The sequence below is a fragment of the Pseudomonas sp. JQ170C genome (genome assembly GCF_035581345.1).
Taxonomy (GTDB): domain Bacteria; phylum Pseudomonadota; class Gammaproteobacteria; order Pseudomonadales; family Pseudomonadaceae; genus Aquipseudomonas.
On record NZ_CP141608.1, the window covers coordinates 3239632 to 3256237 of the forward strand.

12 protein-coding genes are annotated in these 16606 nt (G+C 63.9%); 4 read left to right on the forward strand and 8 right to left on the reverse strand.

Going from position 1 to position 16606, the window contains the following annotated elements; all coding sequences use genetic code 11:
• Positions 1 to 332 precede the first annotated feature (332 nt).
• From U9R80_RS14735 to U9R80_RS14770, 8 genes are all read right to left on the reverse strand, one after another.
• Positions 333 to 1685, reverse strand: a complete 1353-nt coding sequence (locus tag U9R80_RS14735) for a DUF1329 domain-containing protein (RefSeq protein WP_301837535.1) — start codon at positions 1683 to 1685, stop codon at positions 333 to 335.
• Positions 1686 to 1924: 239 nt separating this feature from the next.
• Positions 1925 to 2380 (reverse strand): MaoC family dehydratase, encoded by a 456-nt coding sequence (locus U9R80_RS14740; RefSeq protein WP_301837534.1) that lies wholly within the window; start codon positions 2378 to 2380, stop codon positions 1925 to 1927.
• A gap of 36 nt (positions 2381 to 2416) precedes the next feature.
• Entirely contained in the window at positions 2417 to 3556 is a 1140-nt protein-coding gene (locus tag U9R80_RS14745; protein ID WP_301837533.1) for an acyl-CoA dehydrogenase family protein, read from the reverse strand.
• 15 nt (positions 3557 to 3571) lie between these two features.
• A complete protein-coding gene (locus tag U9R80_RS14750) occupies positions 3572 to 4768 on the reverse strand; it encodes an acyl-CoA dehydrogenase family protein (protein ID WP_301837532.1) in 1197 nt (398 codons plus the stop codon).
• Between the two features lie 13 nt (positions 4769 to 4781).
• Positions 4782 to 5969 carry a lipid-transfer protein gene (locus U9R80_RS14755; protein WP_301837531.1) on the reverse strand — a complete coding sequence of 396 codons (1188 nt, stop codon included), beginning with the start codon at positions 5967 to 5969 and terminating at the stop codon, positions 4782 to 4784.
• Between the two features lie 127 nt (positions 5970 to 6096).
• Positions 6097 to 6897, reverse strand: coding sequence for an enoyl-CoA hydratase/isomerase family protein (locus U9R80_RS14760; protein ID WP_324803057.1), 801 nt, complete (start codon positions 6895 to 6897; stop codon positions 6097 to 6099).
• 87 nt (positions 6898 to 6984) lie between these two features.
• The gene (locus U9R80_RS14765) at positions 6985 to 8130 is read right to left on the reverse strand and encodes an acyl-CoA dehydrogenase family protein (RefSeq protein ID WP_301837529.1); all 1146 of its coding nucleotides are present in this window, start codon (positions 8128 to 8130) and stop codon (positions 6985 to 6987) included.
• 112 nt (positions 8131 to 8242) lie between these two features.
• Positions 8243 to 10954 (reverse strand): LuxR C-terminal-related transcriptional regulator, encoded by a 2712-nt coding sequence (locus U9R80_RS14770; protein ID WP_301837528.1) that lies wholly within the window; start codon positions 10952 to 10954, stop codon positions 8243 to 8245.
• A 152-nt stretch (positions 10955 to 11106) separates the two neighbouring features.
• On the opposite strand from U9R80_RS14770, the gene U9R80_RS14775 reads away from it, so the two are divergent.
• The 4 genes from U9R80_RS14775 (at position 11107) to U9R80_RS14790 (ending at position 15829) form a co-directional block, all read left to right on the forward strand.
• Positions 11107 to 11880, forward strand: a complete 774-nt coding sequence (locus U9R80_RS14775) for an enoyl-CoA hydratase/isomerase family protein (protein WP_301837527.1) — start codon at positions 11107 to 11109, stop codon at positions 11878 to 11880.
• Between the two features lie 42 nt (positions 11881 to 11922).
• Positions 11923 to 13167: a thiolase family protein gene (locus U9R80_RS14780; protein WP_301837526.1), complete on the forward strand. Its 1245-nt coding sequence runs from the start codon at positions 11923 to 11925 to the stop codon at positions 13165 to 13167.
• Between the two features lie 86 nt (positions 13168 to 13253).
• Complete coding sequence (locus tag U9R80_RS14785; RefSeq protein WP_301837525.1) at positions 13254 to 14174, forward strand: SDR family NAD(P)-dependent oxidoreductase; 921 nt, start codon at positions 13254 to 13256, stop codon at positions 14172 to 14174.
• A gap of 83 nt (positions 14175 to 14257) precedes the next feature.
• Entirely contained in the window at positions 14258 to 15829 is a 1572-nt protein-coding gene (locus tag U9R80_RS14790) for an AMP-binding protein (RefSeq protein WP_301837524.1), read from the forward strand.
• Positions 15830 to 16606: the final 777 nt, after the last annotated feature.

Genomic DNA, 16606 nt, shown 5'->3' on the forward strand with positions numbered 1-16606 from the left:
GGGCAGTGCGCAGCACCTTCGGCGCAGCCGAAGACGCGAGACGTAGACTTGGCGAAGCAAGTCGTAGGCCGCGTGGCCCCGGAGGGTGCCGGAGCGAGGGGACCCGGAGCGCAGCGTAGGGCCGTATGCAGGAGCAAGCGGTTTTGGTTCCTTTTGCCAAGACAAAAGGGACCCGCCGTAAAGGCGGAAGGGGCCGGCGGCCTCGCCACAACAAATGGATAAACACGCAACACGCAACACACAGCACACAGCACACAGCACACAAGACCAAACCAAAAAAGCGGAACCGACCCAGTCGGCCCCGCCTCACCCACAGAACATACCCGGAGCCGCTAGCGAACCCCCGCCCCCGCCAGGCTGTCCGACGTCCAGCCATTATCCGCACTGAGCTTGTCCATAACCTGCACACCAGCCTTGCCTGGCCAAACGTTGATGTAATACGTACCGCCAATCAGGTCATAGTGCCCAGCAGTACTGTTCACAGCATCAGCGTCATACATCTGATGGACATAACTGAAGCCTGGACGCCATAGCTGACCGCGGCCGTCATACTGGTCCACCGCCAACGCAGTCCAGCTGTCTTCGTCGATATAGAAAGTACGCTTGGAGTAGATATGGCGCATCCCCGGCTTGAGGGTCGCCTCAACCACCCAGACACGGTGCCGCTCCCAGCGCACCAGGTCCGGATTGATGAACTTCTCACCAAACACCTGCTCAGGATCCTCGGCATAGGCAAAGCGGTAGGCGTTGTACGGAACGTACATCTCCTTCTTGCCGATCAGCTTCCAGTCGTAACGGTCCATCCGGCCGTTGAACAGGTTGATGTCGTCGATGGTAGACATACCCGAGGTACTGGCGTTCGGCGTGTCGTAGGCCAGGTCAGGCGCCAGGCGCACGCGGCGTTGTCCAGGCAGGTACTGATAGGCCTTGCGCCCCCGCTCGGTGGCGGTGTAGTCGAAGGTCATCACCGCTTCGCCGGCACGGCGCGCAGGGCCGCTGTAGTTGGCACGGGCACGGGTCAGCAGGGTGTCGTCGCTATTTTTCGCCGTGTTGTAGTAAGGCGTCTCGTAGGTCCAGCGGCCCAGTGTGGAGGTGACCAGCTTGCCCGCCGCGTCAACGTTGTAGGCGCCGTACTTGGGCGCGATCCAGGCCACGCCCTGGTAGCGTGCCAAGTGGTTGAACATCACTTCGTTGCCGCTCTTGGGAATCGGGAACGGTACACCGGCGTGGGCGCCTTGCAGCGTCTCGTTGTTGTTGGTCAACGTGGCGCTGGTGGCATTCTTCAGGGTGTTGTCCAGCACCGACTGCGGGAAGCCTACCGTGCGATGGGTCGGGTAAACGTCGATGCGAAAGCCCGGCAGTTTCTTGATCAGTGCCTTGGTGCCTTCGGTGAGCTTGTCGCCGTAGGTGTCCACGTTGCTGGCGTTGATCGAGAATTGCGGTTTCTCGTTGGCGAAGGGATCGGGGCGAACACCCTTGGCCTTGTCGAAACCGGCAGGCGCGGTCTTCAGCCCGCCGGTGTACGCCGGAATGGTGCCATCGGCATTGCCGGCCATTTCCGCGCCAACCGGGGTCAATGTCGTCCCCAGTTGTTTGGCTTCCTGTTCTGTCACTGCTGCATGGAGCACGCCTGCATGCGCGGCCAGCAGGCCGGCCGCGATCAGGGTTCTTGTCAGTTTAATCATGTCTCCAACCTCTAGGATGGTGGTTTGAGCGTCTTCTTGAGCACGCCCTGCACTTCAGGGAACTGCAAACTGGCGTCCCGTCCCGGCAGTGTTTTTTTAACCAACACCCCCCTCCCTTCGCCCCCCCCTTATTGGCGCACTAAGGGGGGGACGGCCTGCCTGGGGGCCGAAAACACAAACGCCACGCAACCTCAGCAGGCGCGTGGCGTTGGTCGAAGCGGTGGTGCCGGGCTCAGCGGTCAGGCAAATACCCGAAGGATGGTCTGCGCGACGCAGGCCGGTTTGCTGGCGCCCTCGATCTCGACCGTCATCTCGTAGGTCACCTGAGCTCCGTTGCCGTCCAACGGCTCGAAGGCCAGCACCTTGAAATGCCCGCGCAGCCGGCTGTCCACCGGCACAGGCTGGACGAAGCGCACTTTGTTCATGCCGTAGTTCACGCCCATCTTCACATTGCGCAGCTCGAACGCGTCGGTCATGAAAGTGGGCAGCAGGCTCAGGGTCAGAAAGCCGTGGGCGATGGTCTTGCCGAAGGGGCCGTCGGCAGCGCGCCCGGGGTCGGTGTGGATCCACTGGTGATCGCCGGTGGCCTCGGCAAAGGTGTCGATGCGTTGTTGGTCGATGGTCACCCAGTCGCTGCTGCCTACGACTTCGCCGACAAGGCCCTGCAGTTCGGCCAGGGTTTCATAGCTTTTCATTGTTGTTGTACTCCCGATGGTCTGTTCCAAGGCGGCTCAGGCGCGCAGTTGCGCCTGCAGCAGGGCCGCGCAGGCGGCTTCGTGGCTGTCGCTGCTACCCAGCAGCAGGTCGGCGACAATGGCCCGTTTGTAGTAGTGGCCGACCAGGTATTCCTCGGTCATGCCGATCCCGCCGTGCAACTGGATGCCCTGGCCGCAGACGAATTTCGCCGCCCGGCAGATGAGCATCTTGCAGCCCGAAACGGTCTTGTCGCGGGTGATGTCGTCATCGTTGGCCAGCGATGCCAGGGCCACGTGCAGGCTCGATCGCGCCAGCTCCAGTTCCGCCGCCATGTCGGCCATGCGGTGCTGCAGTGCCTGGAAGGTGCCGATGGGGACGCCGAACTGCTGGCGTACCTTGAGGTAGTCGGCGGTGACTTCGATGGTTTTTTCCATGCCGCCGATCAGCTCTGCGCACAACGCGACAATGCCATGGGCCAGGCCCTGGCGCAGCGCCGGCAAGCCCTGCCCCGCCTCACCCAGCAACGCCTGGGCATCGACCTCGACACCGTCGAAATGCAGCGACTGCACCCAGGTGCCGTCGTGCAACGGCAGGGTCTGGCATTTCAGGCCCGGGCGATCGGCTTCGACCAGCAACAGGCTGATGCCCGGCTCTTGGGGTATCTGCGCCGAGACGATGAACGCCTTGGCCCCCACCGCGCCCAGCACCAGGCTCTTGTGCCCGGACAAACGAAACCCGCCCGCGTGTCGCTCGGCCCGCAAGGTGACCGGCAACGGCATGCCCCGGGAACCGGCCTCGCTGAAAGCCAGCGCAAGACGGTAGGTACCGTCGGCCAGCTGCGGCAGCAACCGCGCTTTCTGCGCCTCGGTGCCTGCCGCCAGCAGGGTCTGCGCCGCCAGCACGGCACACCCCATGAACGGCTCCAGCACCAACCCGCGCCCCAGTTCCTGAGCGATGATCACTGTGTCTACCAGCGAGCCGCCAAGCCCGCCGTAGGCTTCCGGCAATGCGGCCATCAGCCAGCCATTGGCGGCGAACAGCGCCCAGTTGTCGGCGCCGCCCTCGGTGCCCGCATTGAGCTGGGCGGTACGCGCCTCGAAACTGTAGGCCTTGTCCACGTAGCGTCGCAGGCTGTCCTGCAACAGTTGTTGTTCCGAAGTGAATTCGAAATCCATACCGGTTTCCTGAGATCAGAGTTGGAACAGCATCTTGGCGATAATGCCGCGCTGCACTTCGCTGGTGCCGCCGTATATGGTCGAGGCACGGCGCAGGAACATGTCCTGGCTGATGCCCCGCGCCAGCGCCTGCTGCGGGAAGGGTTGCTGCGGGCTTGCCTCGTGGGGATGCGGATAGGCAATCGCGCCGAAGTCGCCCAGTGCCTCGATCTGCGCCTCGGTGATGCGTTGCTGCAGCTCGGTCGCGCGGATCTTGAGGATCGAGCCCAAGGTGTGCGAAGCCGGGTTGTGCTGTTGCTCCAGGCGCGCCACCCGCTGCACGAGCATTTCGATGGCCTGCAGCTCGGCGTCCAGGCGCGCCAGCTTCAGGGCGAACTCCGGGCGTTCAAACAGCGCCTGGTCGCCACACTGCAGCGTCGTGCCAATCAACCGCAGCTCGCGCATGTAGCGCTTGAGTTCTGGCAGGTCGGCGGTGGTCGCATGTTCGTTGTTGAGCAGGAACTTGGTGATGCTCCAGCCCTGCCCTTCGCCACCGATCAGGTTGGTCACCGGCACGCGCACGTTGTCGAAGAAGGTTTCATTCAAGTGGTGGGCATCGTCGATGCTGCGGATCGGGCGCACGCTGATGCCGGGGGTACGCATGTCCACCAGTAAAAAGCTGATCCCCGCCTGCTTCTTCACATCCGGGTTGGTGCGCACCAGCAGGAAGATCCAGTCGGCATGGTGGGCGTAGCTGGTCCAGATTTTCTGGCCGTTCACCACGTAGCAGTCACCGTCGCGCACGGCACGGGTGCGCAACGAGGCCAGGTCGGAACCGGCGCCCGGCTCCGAGAACCCCTGGCACCACAGGCGCTCGCCGCTGAACACTGCCGGCAAGTGCTCGGCCTTTTGCTCCGGCGTGGCAAACGCGTTGAGCACCGGGCCCAGCATCTTGTGCACGAAGCCATCCTGGGTGGGCGTGCCGGCGGCGCTGCACTCGTCATCGAACACCAGGATCTGCGGCACCGACCAACCCGTGCCACCGTGCTCCTTGGGCCAGTACGGCGCCCCCCAGCCGCGCTCGGTGAGCAGCTGCTGCCAGCGCATGATCTGCTCGGGCGGCGAACGGGTGCAGCGCTGTTGGCCTTTCAGGTCCCCGGGGACCTGGTCGCGAAGAAAGGTCCGCACTTCTTCCCGGAACGCTTCAAGGCTGGCATCAGGTTGAAAATCCATTGCAGTTCCCCTGTCAGTCTTTGCGATACAGGGTGACGACACAGGCGCCACCGATGCCGATGTTGTGTTGCAAGGCGATGCGTGCGCCCTCGACCTGGCGCTGCTCGGCGCGGCCGCGCAGTTGCTGGACCAGCTCGGTGCACTGCGCCAGGCCCGTCGCGCCGATCGGATGACCCTTGGACAGCAGGCCGCCGGACGGGTTGACCACGTACTGGCCGCCATAGGTATTGTCGCCATCGTCGACAAACCGCTGCGCGCCGCCTTCAGGGCACAAGCCCAGGGACTCGTAGGTCAGCAGCTCGTTCTGGGCGAAGCAGTCATGCAGCTCCACCACCTGCACGTCCTCGGCACCGATACCGGCCATTTCATAGGCCTTGCGGGCTGCCGCGCGGGACATCGAATAGCCGGCCACGTCACGCATGTCGCCCGAGGTGAAGGTTTCCGCGCCATCGGTGGTCAGTGCCTGGCCGGCAATCGACACACTGCGATCCAGGCCATGCTTGCGCGCATACGCCTCGCTGCACAGCACAACCGCGGCTGCGCCGCAGGTCGGTGGGCAGGCCATCAGGCGGGTCATGACGCCCGGCCACATGACCTGGTCGGCCATGACCTCTTCGGTGGTGACCACCTTGCGGAACACCGCCTTGGGGTTGTTGGCGGCATGACGACTGGCCTTGGCGCGAATCTTGGCGAAGGTTTCCAGCGGGGTGCCGAAGCGCTTCATGTGCTCGACCCCGGCGCTGCCGAAGATCCGCAGGGCCGCCGGAATCTGCGCAGCACCGGGCACCGCCTCGTCGCACTGGTCCAGGAACAGCTCCAGCGGGCTCGGACGGTCCGGGAACGCGCTGCCGATAGCGCCGGGAATCATCTGCTCGAAACCAAAGGCCAGGACGATGTCCACCATGCCGCTGGCGATGGCCTGGTTGGCCAGGAACAACGCCGATGAACCACTGGCGCAGTTGTTGTTCACGTTCAGCACGGCGATACCGGTCATGCCGACGTTGTAGAGCACGCGCTGGCCGCAGGTGGAGTCACCGAAGACATAGCTGGCGTAGGCCTGCTGGATGGATTCGTAACCAACGCCGGCATCCGCCAGGGCCAGGCGTACGGCCTGCTCGCCCATGACCGCATAGGTCTCGCTCTGGCCAGGTTTTACGAAGGGGATCATACCTACACCCGCGACGACGACTTTCTGCATCATGTCTTGCTCCTAAACAGTGGGAATCCTGCCGGCGCCTGGGCGTCTGCGGCACGTCGTGCCGGTGGCAGGTCTTGAGTCTCAAGGATAGGCAGCGTCACAGCCCTGCTGCCCCTCTCCATTTGGGTGTTCATGGCTGTGGCAGCTTGGCGCCCGGGTAGGGCAAGCCTTCCTTGCCGAGAAAGCGTCGTACCGCTTCGGCATGGTAACGGCTGGCGCCGCACAGCGATTGCGCGCAGGCCTCGAACTGGGTCATGGCCTGGCGGTCGGTCTCGAACGAGCGATTGAGCAGGGTCTTGGCCAATCCTAGCGCATCGGGCGGTGCGTCATCGAACTGGCGGGCGAACTGCAGGGCGCTGTCGAGCAGCTGCTCCGGCGCGACGACAACCTGGGCCAGGCCCAGCGCCAGCGCCTGTTGCGCATCAACTGCACGGGCGCAAAAGATCAGCTCCTTGGCCTTGGCCAGGCCGACCAGGCGCGGCAGTACGTAGAGCATCGACAGGTCCGGCACCAGGCCCAGGCTCAGGAAGGTCGGCAACAGCCGCACCCGTGGCGTCACAAACATGAAGTCCGCCGCCAGGGCCAGGGAAAAGCCGGCCCCCACGGCTGCACCGTCGACCGCAGCGATCACCGGCTTTTGCAGGTCCACCAGGCCGGCAAACCATTCATGAAAACCCAGCACCAGCTTGCGCCCTGCGAACGTGCCGTCCTCGCCCTCCTCCAGGCTGCCCAGGTCGAAACCGGAGCAGAAGGTGCCGCCGGCACCGGTCAGCACGATGGAGCGAACCCCAGGATCATCCCGTGCCGTCATCAGCGCAGCCGGCAACGCCTGGTTGATGGCCGCCTCGAATGCGTTGCGCTTGTGCGGCCGGTTCAAGGTGATCAGCGCGGTCTTGCCGATCGTTTCATAAAGCACTGCACTGTCAGTCACGTCCATTTCCTCCTGGTGCGGCAACGGTCGGGGTGATGCCCGGCCGTGCCCACGGCTCGGTTGTCCAGAAGCTTGAGCGCCGCCCGGTCACAGGTTGCGGGCAATGATCACTTTCTGGATGTGGCTGGTGCCTTCGTAGATCTTGGTCACCCGCACGTCGCGGCAATAGCGTTCCACCGGGAAGTCGCTCAGGTAGCCATAGCCACCATGGATCTGCAGCGCCTCGGAGCAGACCTTCTCGGCCATTTCGCTGGCGAACAGTTTGGCGATGGACGCTTCCTTGGCGCAGGGCACGCCGGCGTAGTGCAGGCGAGCGGCGTGCAGCATGTAGTTCTGGGCCACTTCATACTGGGTAGCCATGTCGGCCAGGTCGAACGCCACGCCCTGCAACTTGATGATCGGCGCACCGTAGGCCTCGCGCTCATGGGCGTACTTCACCGCCGCTTCCAGCGCGGCCCGGGCAGCGCCTACCGCCACGGCGGCGATACCGATGCGGCCTTCGGACAGGGTAGCCATCAGGCGCTTGTAGGCGTTGCCTTCCTCTGCCAGCAAGTTATGCGCCGGGACCTTGCAGTTTTCCAGCTGGATCGCGGCGACATGGGCTGAACGCTGCCCCATCTTGCTTTCGACGCGCGCCACGATGTAGCCCGGCTCCCGTGGATCAATGATGAACATGCTCGGGCCTTTGCGGCCTTCGGGCGTGTCAGTGACGGCGGCAATGGCAAAGGCGATCCCGGCTTCGTTGCCGTTGGAGATGAATTGCTTGCTGCCATTGAGCAGGTAATGATCCCCTTCGCGGCGCGCCGTGGTGCGGAACGCGGCGGTATCGGAACCGGCCTGGGGCTCGGTGAGCAGGCCGGCGGCGATCAGTTCGCCGGAAATCATGCCCGCCAGGTACTGCGCCTTCTGCGCCTCGGTGCCGAAGCGATAGAGCATGTCGGCCATGCCGTTGTGCACGTGGAGGATGGTCGCAAAGCCGGCATCGGCCGCGGCGAACTCCTGGATACACAGGCAATACTCCGGGAACGACATGCCCGAACCGCCGTACGCTTCGGGGATGTGCATGCCCAGGAAGCCCAGTTCGGCCACCGCCTTGAGTTCCGCATGGGGCCAGGCGCCTGTGCGGTCGCGTTCGGCTGCCGTAGCGGCGACGATATCCTGGGCCACCTTGCGGGCGGCATCGCGAATCATGATTTCCTGCTCGCTCAGGAATGCTGCAGATGTATCGCTCATGGTCTTCCTCTTTATCCGGACGAAAATACGACGCTGACCTGAGGATGCAGGCCGGCCTCGCCCCCGCGCGCCTCCCGTCTCGGGAGGGGGCGGGATCGCGGTCAACGTCCAGTCACTTGAGCATTCCTTGCTGGCGAGCGAGGGTGATTGCCGAATAGCGGCTCGACACACCCAATTTGGCGAGGATGTTCTTGACGTTCCACTTCACCGTGCCAAAGGTGATGTTGAGCGTCAGGGCGATGCGCTTGTTCGACATGGCCTGGGCCACCAACCCGAGGATCTCCAGCTCGCGGGGCGTGAGGCTGGGCTTGGGGCCCTCGCTCATGCCCCGGGGCGCGGGCACCGCTGGCGCTGGCGGTGCGGGGGGCGTTTCGCGGCGCAGCAGCAGATCGAAATAGTCGGCGAGCGGGCCTTGGCCGGCGATTTCGTCTTGCCACTGGGTCAACAACGCGAGCAGCGCCGGGCCTTCGTCAAGCAGGGTGCGCACCAGCCCCATCCGCGCGGCGGCCTCCACGGCCTGTTGCAGGCAGGCGCGAACCTGCTCCGCTTGATCGAGCATGGCGTGCGCCTGTGCCTCCAGCAGCCGTGCCCGCACCAGCGAACGCCCGCGCGCCGTCTGCTCGGCATAGCTGACCACGGTCTGCAGGTGCTCCAGGACACCGAGCGGATCACGCAGCGCCAGCGCCAGGCGCGCCTTGGAAAAGGCGGTCTGGCAGGTGATTTCTTCAAGGGCTTCCGCGTGCGGGCGCTGGGACGCCAGTAGCGCCGAAAGGCGTGTCACCAGTTCGCTGGCACGGCGGTTTTCGCCTTGCAACACCAGCACCCGTACTTGCTCGGCCAGCATCTGTGCCAACAGCCGGTCCAGGCCCAGGACATGAAAATGCACGCTCTGGGTCTCGAGGAAGTTCAACGCCGCCTGGGGCGACTCGCGCTGCAGGGTGATGCGCGCACGGCAGATCGAGGCACGGCCCATCACATCGGGCATGGATGAGCGCAGGATGCCGCTGCGGTTGGCCAGCACTTGCAGCGCATCATCGAGCTGGTCCAGCTCGTAATAGGCATCGCAGAGCGTGGCGGCGCACAGATTGGCCGACACCGAGCCACGGCCATACGCCTGCTCGGCGCGTGCGGTTACGCTGGTCCCGATGCGTTGGGCCTGTTGCGCATTGCCCTCCCTGAGCCGGGTCAGCGCGCGGGTACTCTCGAACACCAGTGCCATGTCGTTGTCGCTGTGCTCAAGGACAATGGGGTGCTCCTCATGAAGCTTTCGCGCATCGTCCGGGCGCCCCACCGACAGGTACGCGGTGGCCAGGGCGGACAGGCTGATATAGCGCAAGGAGTGGTTTTCCAGCGGCGTCTGCAAGGTCGGCTCCAGCAGCCCGATGACCCGGCGCGGTTCATCCCGTTGCAGGGCGATGGCCGCATCGGTCAGCACCAGCTTCGAGGAGATCGCCGGAACACGCGACGCCTCGCTGCGGCGTATCTGCTCCAGCCAGCGCTGGGCCTTTTCCGGCCTGGCGGTGAAGGCATAGGTCAGGCAGCCCATGATGAACAGCTGCGGATGGGCGAACAGGATGTCCTGCGGCAGGCGTTCGAGCAGGTGCAGCATCGGGCTGGTGTAGGCCATGCTCCAGGTCGTCGACGCGGCTTGTTCCATGGCCTTGACGGCGTCATCGCGATCACCGCCCAGGTTGGCGTGACGCACCGCTTCCACCAGATAGTCATGCTCGGCGAACCATTGGCTGGCCAGGCGATGCAGCGCCTGCACGGCCGCCTCGCCGCGGGTGGCCAGGCGCTGGGTAAGAAACTCGCCGAACAGCGGGTGAAACCGGTACCAGGGCGTACTGTCATCGGACTCGATGCGATGAATCAGCAGGTTCTCGTCTTCGGCGCGCTTGATCATGTCGCGGGCATGGGGGCTGCCGCTGACGAACTCGCACACTTCGACGTTGAAGCGGCGCAGGATCGAGACTTTCTCCATGAACTCCAGCAACGGCGATGGCAGGCAGGCCACCACGTCTTCGGTCAGGAACGCCTGCAGGTCTGCCGAATTGCGCAGGATCGAGCGCAGCTGCGTACGCCGGGTCGGGCGGACCCGCAACATGGTGGCGATGGGTTGCAGGCTGGCGGGCCAGCCATTGGTCAGGTCATGGATCAGCCGCTCCTCGTCGGCCGTCAACGCCAGGGGCATGAGGTTCTGTTTGAAGAAGTCCTGTGTCTCGTTCAGGTCGAAAGGCAGTTCGACGGTGTCGATCTCGGCCACATAGCCCTGCATGCGCAGGCGCCCCAGGCTCAGGGACGGTGTTGTGCGCGAGGCGATGGCGATGTGCAGGTTGGCCGGGCAATGGTCCAGCAGCTTCTGCATCAGGCGGTGCGCGGCCGGCGACTCCACATGGTGGAAGTCATCGAGCAGCAGGTGCAGTTCCCGCTCGATGTGCTCAGCGGCATGGGTGAGCACCGCGATCAGGGCATTGATCGACTGCTCGCTGCCGTCACTGTTGAGCCAGTCCTGTTCGACGGCAATGCCCAGGCGCTGGAAGGCGGCCAGCAGGTAGGACAGGAAACTGGCGAACTGTCGGTCGTCGAGACTGAACGACACCCAGGCCACATCCAGCCCGGCTTTCATCAATTCCAGGCGCCACTGGGCGAGCAGAATGGTTTTGCCGAAGCCGGCGCCTCCGGTAATCAGGGTGGTACTGCAGGGCTGCGACTCGCGCAAGCGCCCCAGCAACTGGGTGCGCGGAATGTGCCGGGCGTTCAGGCGCGGTGGCGAAAACTTGGTGGCGACCAACAGATCGCCGGCGTTGATGACATTTGTCTGCATTATTGGATCTCCGCCGTAGGCATGTGCTGCCCATCCTGCAACAGACGAAGTGACCGGCGCCCCGTCCGCAAGGGGGGGGGAGCGCTTCGAGGGCGCTGGCGTAATTTCCAATCCAGACAGAAACGTCAATTGCATCTGATCGAGGATTGGAGATGAGCGAGTCCGTATCGATTGAACTCAAGGGCCAGGTGGGCTGGATCACCCTGACCCGCCCGAAAGCCATGAATGCCCTTAACCGTGAAATGCTGGAGGCCATGACCGCCCGCCTGAACGCCTGGGAAAACGACGATCAGGTCCGCGTGGTGGTGCTGACCGCCACCGGCCCTGCGTTCTGCGCCGGTGCCGACCTCAAGGCTGGTGGCACGCCGCTGCCGGGCGAGAAGGACCTGCTGGACACCATCGTCACCTTCTTCGATGCGCTGCGGGCCTTCCCCAAGCCGGTCATAGCCGCCGTCAACGGCCTGGCCCTGGCCGGCGGTCTGGAAACCGTATTGTGCTGCGACCTGGTGATCGCCGCGCAAAGTGCCCGTTTCGGCGATGCACACTCCAACTTCGGCGTCTTTCCAGGTGGCGGTGGCGCCGCCGTGCTGCCGCGCAAGATCCCGGAAAATATCGCCAAGTACATGCTGTTCACCGGCGATTCCCTGCCCGCCCAGGACATGAAGCACTACGGCCTGGTCAGTGAAGTGGTCGCCGATGGGCAGCTGGTCGAACACGTCCAGGCCCTGGGCGACAAGCTGGCGCAGAAGAGCCCGCTGGTGCTGCGCAAGATGAAGAAAGTGGCCGACCAGGCCGGCGACAAGCCGCGCGCCGATGCGCTGCGCCAGGAGCTGCTGGAGCTGCGTGACCACCAGCGCTCCTACGACATGGCCGAGGGCGTGCGTGCCTTCGCCGAAAAACGCAAGCCGGACTTCAAAGGCTACTGATCCGGGCGCCCTGCCCCTTTTTCTGAAAGATTCGAGGCAACGATGGAAAACGTATACATCGTCGGCGTCGGCATGACCGCCTTCGGCCGTCACATCGACAAGACCATCAAACAACTCACCGCCTGGGCGGTGGAAGATGCCCTCAAGGACGCCGGTTGCGATCGCAAGTGGATTCAGGTCGGCTTTTTCGGCAACTGCACCCAGGGCCACTTCGATGGCCAGCACATGATCCGCGGCCAGGTGGCCCTGTTGCCGCTGGGCCTGGACAGCATCCCGATCTTCAACATCGAGGGTGCCTGCGCCTCGTCCAGCCATGCCTTCAACCTCGCCGTGACCCAGTTGCAGGCCGGTGCAGCCGACGTCGCACTGGCGGTGGGCGCCGAGAAGATGTTCTACAGCGACAAGGCGAAGATGTTCTCGGCGTTCGAGTCCGCCTGGGACATCGAAACCTTTGAAGAAAACAAGAATTACCTCGCCAGCATGGGCAAAGGCATCGTGCCGCCTGCCGGTTCGCAATCGGAGAAGCCCTACAGCCCGTTCATGGACGTCTACGCAGCCCTGGGCCGCGGCGGCCTGATGGAGCGCTACGGCATCACCCAGCGCCAACTGGCCGCCGTGTCCTCCAAGAACCACGGCCACTCGGTACACAACGAACGCTCCCAGTACCGAAACGCCATGAGCATCGAGGAAATCCTCGCCGCGCCGCCGATCACCTACCCGATCACCCTGCCCATGTGCTCGCCGATTTCCGATGGCGCCGCGGCGGCGATCCTGTGCACCGAGTCGGCACTGAAGAAGTACGGCTTCGACAAGCGCCGGGCGATCAAGGTGCTGGCCAGCGTCGTGCGCTCGGCCTCGGCGCGTGCCGCTGAAGACTTCGACAAAGGCTGCACCCACCTTGCCGGCAAGGCGGCGTTCGAGCAGGCCGGCATTTCTGCGCAAGACGTCGATGTGGCCGAAGTGCATGACGCCACCGCCATCGGCGAATTGCTGGCGATCGAAGCCCTGGGGCTGTGCGAGCCGGGCATGAGCGGCGTGATGGCCGAACGCGGCGACAGCGCCCTGGGTGGCCGGTTGCCGGTCAACCCGTCCGGGGGTCTTGAGTCCAAGGGGCATCCGATCGGCGCCACCGGCATCGGGCAGATCTTCGAGCTGGTCGAGCAACTGCGCGGCAACTGTGGCCCGCGCCAGGTCGAAGGCGCCCGCATCGCCCTGCAAGGCAACGGCGGCGGCCTCTGGCGCGTCGAGGAGTCCACCGAGCACGTGGGCATTTTCAGCCGCGCCTGATGTTTATGGAGAACGGCGACCCGGGGAAACCACGCATTTCCTCCGCCGCTCTCCGCCAACTACTATTTCACTGGAGGAACCCATTCATGACCATTCGTTTCGATGACCGCGTCGCTATCGTCACCGGCGCCGGCAACGGCCTGGGCCGCGTCCACGCCCTGAACCTCGCCGCCCGCGGTGCCAAGGTCGTGATCAACGACTTCGGCGGCAGCCGCGACGGCTCCGGCAGCTCCACCGATGCCGCCCTGGCGGTGGTCGAGGAAATCCGCCAGGCCGGTGGCGTCGCCATCGCCAATGGCGCCAACGTGGCCGACTACGAGCAAGTCCAGGCCATGGTCAAGCAAGCGGTCGAGGCCTTCGGCCGCGTCGACATCCTGATCAACAACGCCGGAATCCTGCGTGACAAGTCGTTCGCCAAGATGGAAATGAGCGACATCCAGGCGGTGATCAATGTCCACCTGATGGGCTCGATCAACTGCAGCAAAGCGGTGTGGGAGCTGATGCGCGAACAAAACTATGGCCGCATCCTGATGACCACCTCCGCGGCCGGCCTGTTCGGCAACTTCGGCCAGGCCAACTACGGTGCGGCGAAGATGGCGGTGGTGGGCCTGATGAACATGCTCGCCATCGAAGGGCGCAAGAACAACATCCTGGTCAACACCCTGGCGCCCATGGCCGCCACCCGCATGACCGAAGACGTGATGCCGGCCGAACTGCTAGCCGCCAGCCGCCCTGAGCAGGTCACCCCGGGCGCGCTGTTCCTGGTCAGCGAGCAGGCACCGACCAAGCTGATTCTCGGTGCCGGCGCCGGCGTCTTCTCGGCCGTGCGCATGGAAGAGACAACCCCGGTGTACCTGGGCAACGAGGACCTGACGCCGGAAATCATCTTGGCTCACCTTGCGCAGATCACCGACTGGAGCAGCGCCGTCGAACGCCAGGACGCCAACCAGCAGGTCAAGGTGTTCATTGACACCGCACTGGCCGCTATCAAGGCCCAACAGGCCTGAGTATTCCCGGGCCCGGGCCCGGGTTAAACTCGCGACGATGATCGCAACGGGCGTGCAGCCACACGCCCGGACGGAGAATAACCATGACAATAATGAACTTCGCACACACGGTCGGTAACCTGGCCGTGCGCTTTGGCGACCGGGAAGCCCTGGTCAACATCGAGCGCAATCGCCGCTACAACTTCCGCGAGCTCCACCTACTGACCAACCGCATCGTCAACATGCTGCGCGGGCGCCTTGGACTTCGCCGCGGGGATGTCTACCTGTGCATCCTGGAAAACGATAACATCTCGCTGTTCCATGCCTGGACAGCGCTCAAGGGTGACGCCGCCGCGGCCTATACCAACTACCGCGACGCCTTCGAGGAGCACCGCTGGCAGGTGGAGTTTCTCGGCCCCAAAGTGGTGTTCATCGAGAACGCGTTGATCGACCGCTACTTCGACCTGCTTCACGGCCAGGGCATCACCGTGGTGTGCATGGACCGGCCGGACACCCCGCGCGAGGGGCTGCTGTATTTCTGGGACCTGCTCGAGGGCGTGCCGGATCACAATCCCGGGGTCGACAACGACACGCAGAAGGACGCCCTGGTCTACCGCTTCACCGGTGGCACCACCGGTCAGAGCAAGTGCGCCGCCTACACCATCGACAATTGGATGGCACTGCGCGACTCGATGTACCTGGAGGCCGAGCAACCCTACCAGCCCGACACCCGCTTCCTGCACATGGCGCCCATCAGCCACGGCTCGGGGCTGGGCCTGTTGCCGACGCTGTTTCGCGGCGGCTGCACCCTGACCCAGAACATCCCGGACCTGGCGCGCCTGTGCCGCAACATCGAAGCAGAGAAGGTCACCATGACCCTGCTCGTGCCCACCATGATCTATCGCCTGCTGGAAATGCCCGAAGCACGGGACTACGACCTGACCTCGTTGCAGACCATGGCCTATGGGGCGGCGCCGATGAGCCCGGCAAAACTGCGCCAGGCCCAGCAACGCTTCGGCAATATCTTCATGCAGATCTACGGCGCGACCGAAAGCCTGCACGCCGTGGCCTTGATGAGCAAGGCCGATCACCTGACCGAAAACGAAAAACAGCTGTCTTCGGCCGGCCGCATTGCCGTGGGTGCGGAGATCCTGATCGTCGATGACAAGGGTCAGGAAGTGCCCCTGGGCACGACCGGGGAACTGTGGGTACGTTCCCGGGGCACCATTGCCGGCTACTACAAGAATCCCGAGGGCACGGCGCAGGAGTTCCAGAACGGTTACTGGAAATCCGGCGACCTGGGTTATATCGATCAGGACGGTTTCCTGTTCCTGGTCGACCGCAAGAAAGACATGATCATCACCGGTGGTTTCAACGTGTACGCCATCGAGGTGGAGGCGGCGCTCAATGCGCACCCTGCGGTGCTGAACTCGGCGGTCGTTGGTATTCCTCATGAGGAATGGGGTGAGGCGGTGCATGCCGAGGTGATGCTCAAGGACGGCCAGAGCGTGACGGTCGATGCCCTGATCGAGCATGTCAAAAGTCGCCTGGGGCGCTTCAAGGCACCCAAGTCCATTCTGTTTGTCGAGGCGTTGCCGCTCAGTGTGGTGGGCAAGGTGCTGCGCCGTCAGGTGCGTGAGAAGTACTGGAAAGACAAGGTGCGTTGCGTGTCCTGACCTGTTTCGCGAGCTGAATTTCTACTGTTTCGACTTTCGCCCTGATGTCCTTAAGCGCCCTTGGTCAGGCTGAGGTGTCAGGGCTTTTTTATGGGTGGTGTTGTGGGCTTATCCATTTGTTGTGGCGAGGCTGCCGGCCCCTTCCGCCCTTACGGCGGCCTACTTTTCTCATGGGAAAAGTAGGCAAAACCGCTCGCTCCTGCATACGGCCTCCTGAAGTCGCACTCTGCGGCGCTTGAACGTTCGTGCATGAAGATCAAGATCAAGATCAAGAGCGGGCTCCCGCCAGTGGGAACGGGCCCAATCTGTGGGAGCTTGCCCCGCGATCGATTTTGAATTTTGCCGATAGATTCATGCCTGCCGGTGATCCCACTTCGCCGTTGCAGCTGGATGTGCACGGCTCACGGGCCAATCGCGGGGCAAGCCCGCTCCTACCGAATGCCTGCCGTGGGAGCGGGCTTGACCCGCGATGGATTTTGAATTTTGCCGACAGATTCATGCCTGCCGCTGATCCCGCTTCAGCGTTGCAGCTGGATGTGCATGGCTCAGGGGCCTATCGCGGGGCAAGCCCGCTCCTACAGAATGCCTGCCGTGGGAGCGAGCTTGCCCCGCGATCGGTTTTGAATTTTGCCGATAGATTCATGCCTGCCGGTGATCCCGCTTCAGCGTTGCAGCTGGATGTGCACGGCTCAGGGGCCTATCGCGGGGCAAGCCCGCTCCCACCGAGCCCGCTCCTACCTGGTTGTTGGCAGTGGACGTTGATCTCGAAGATGCGTC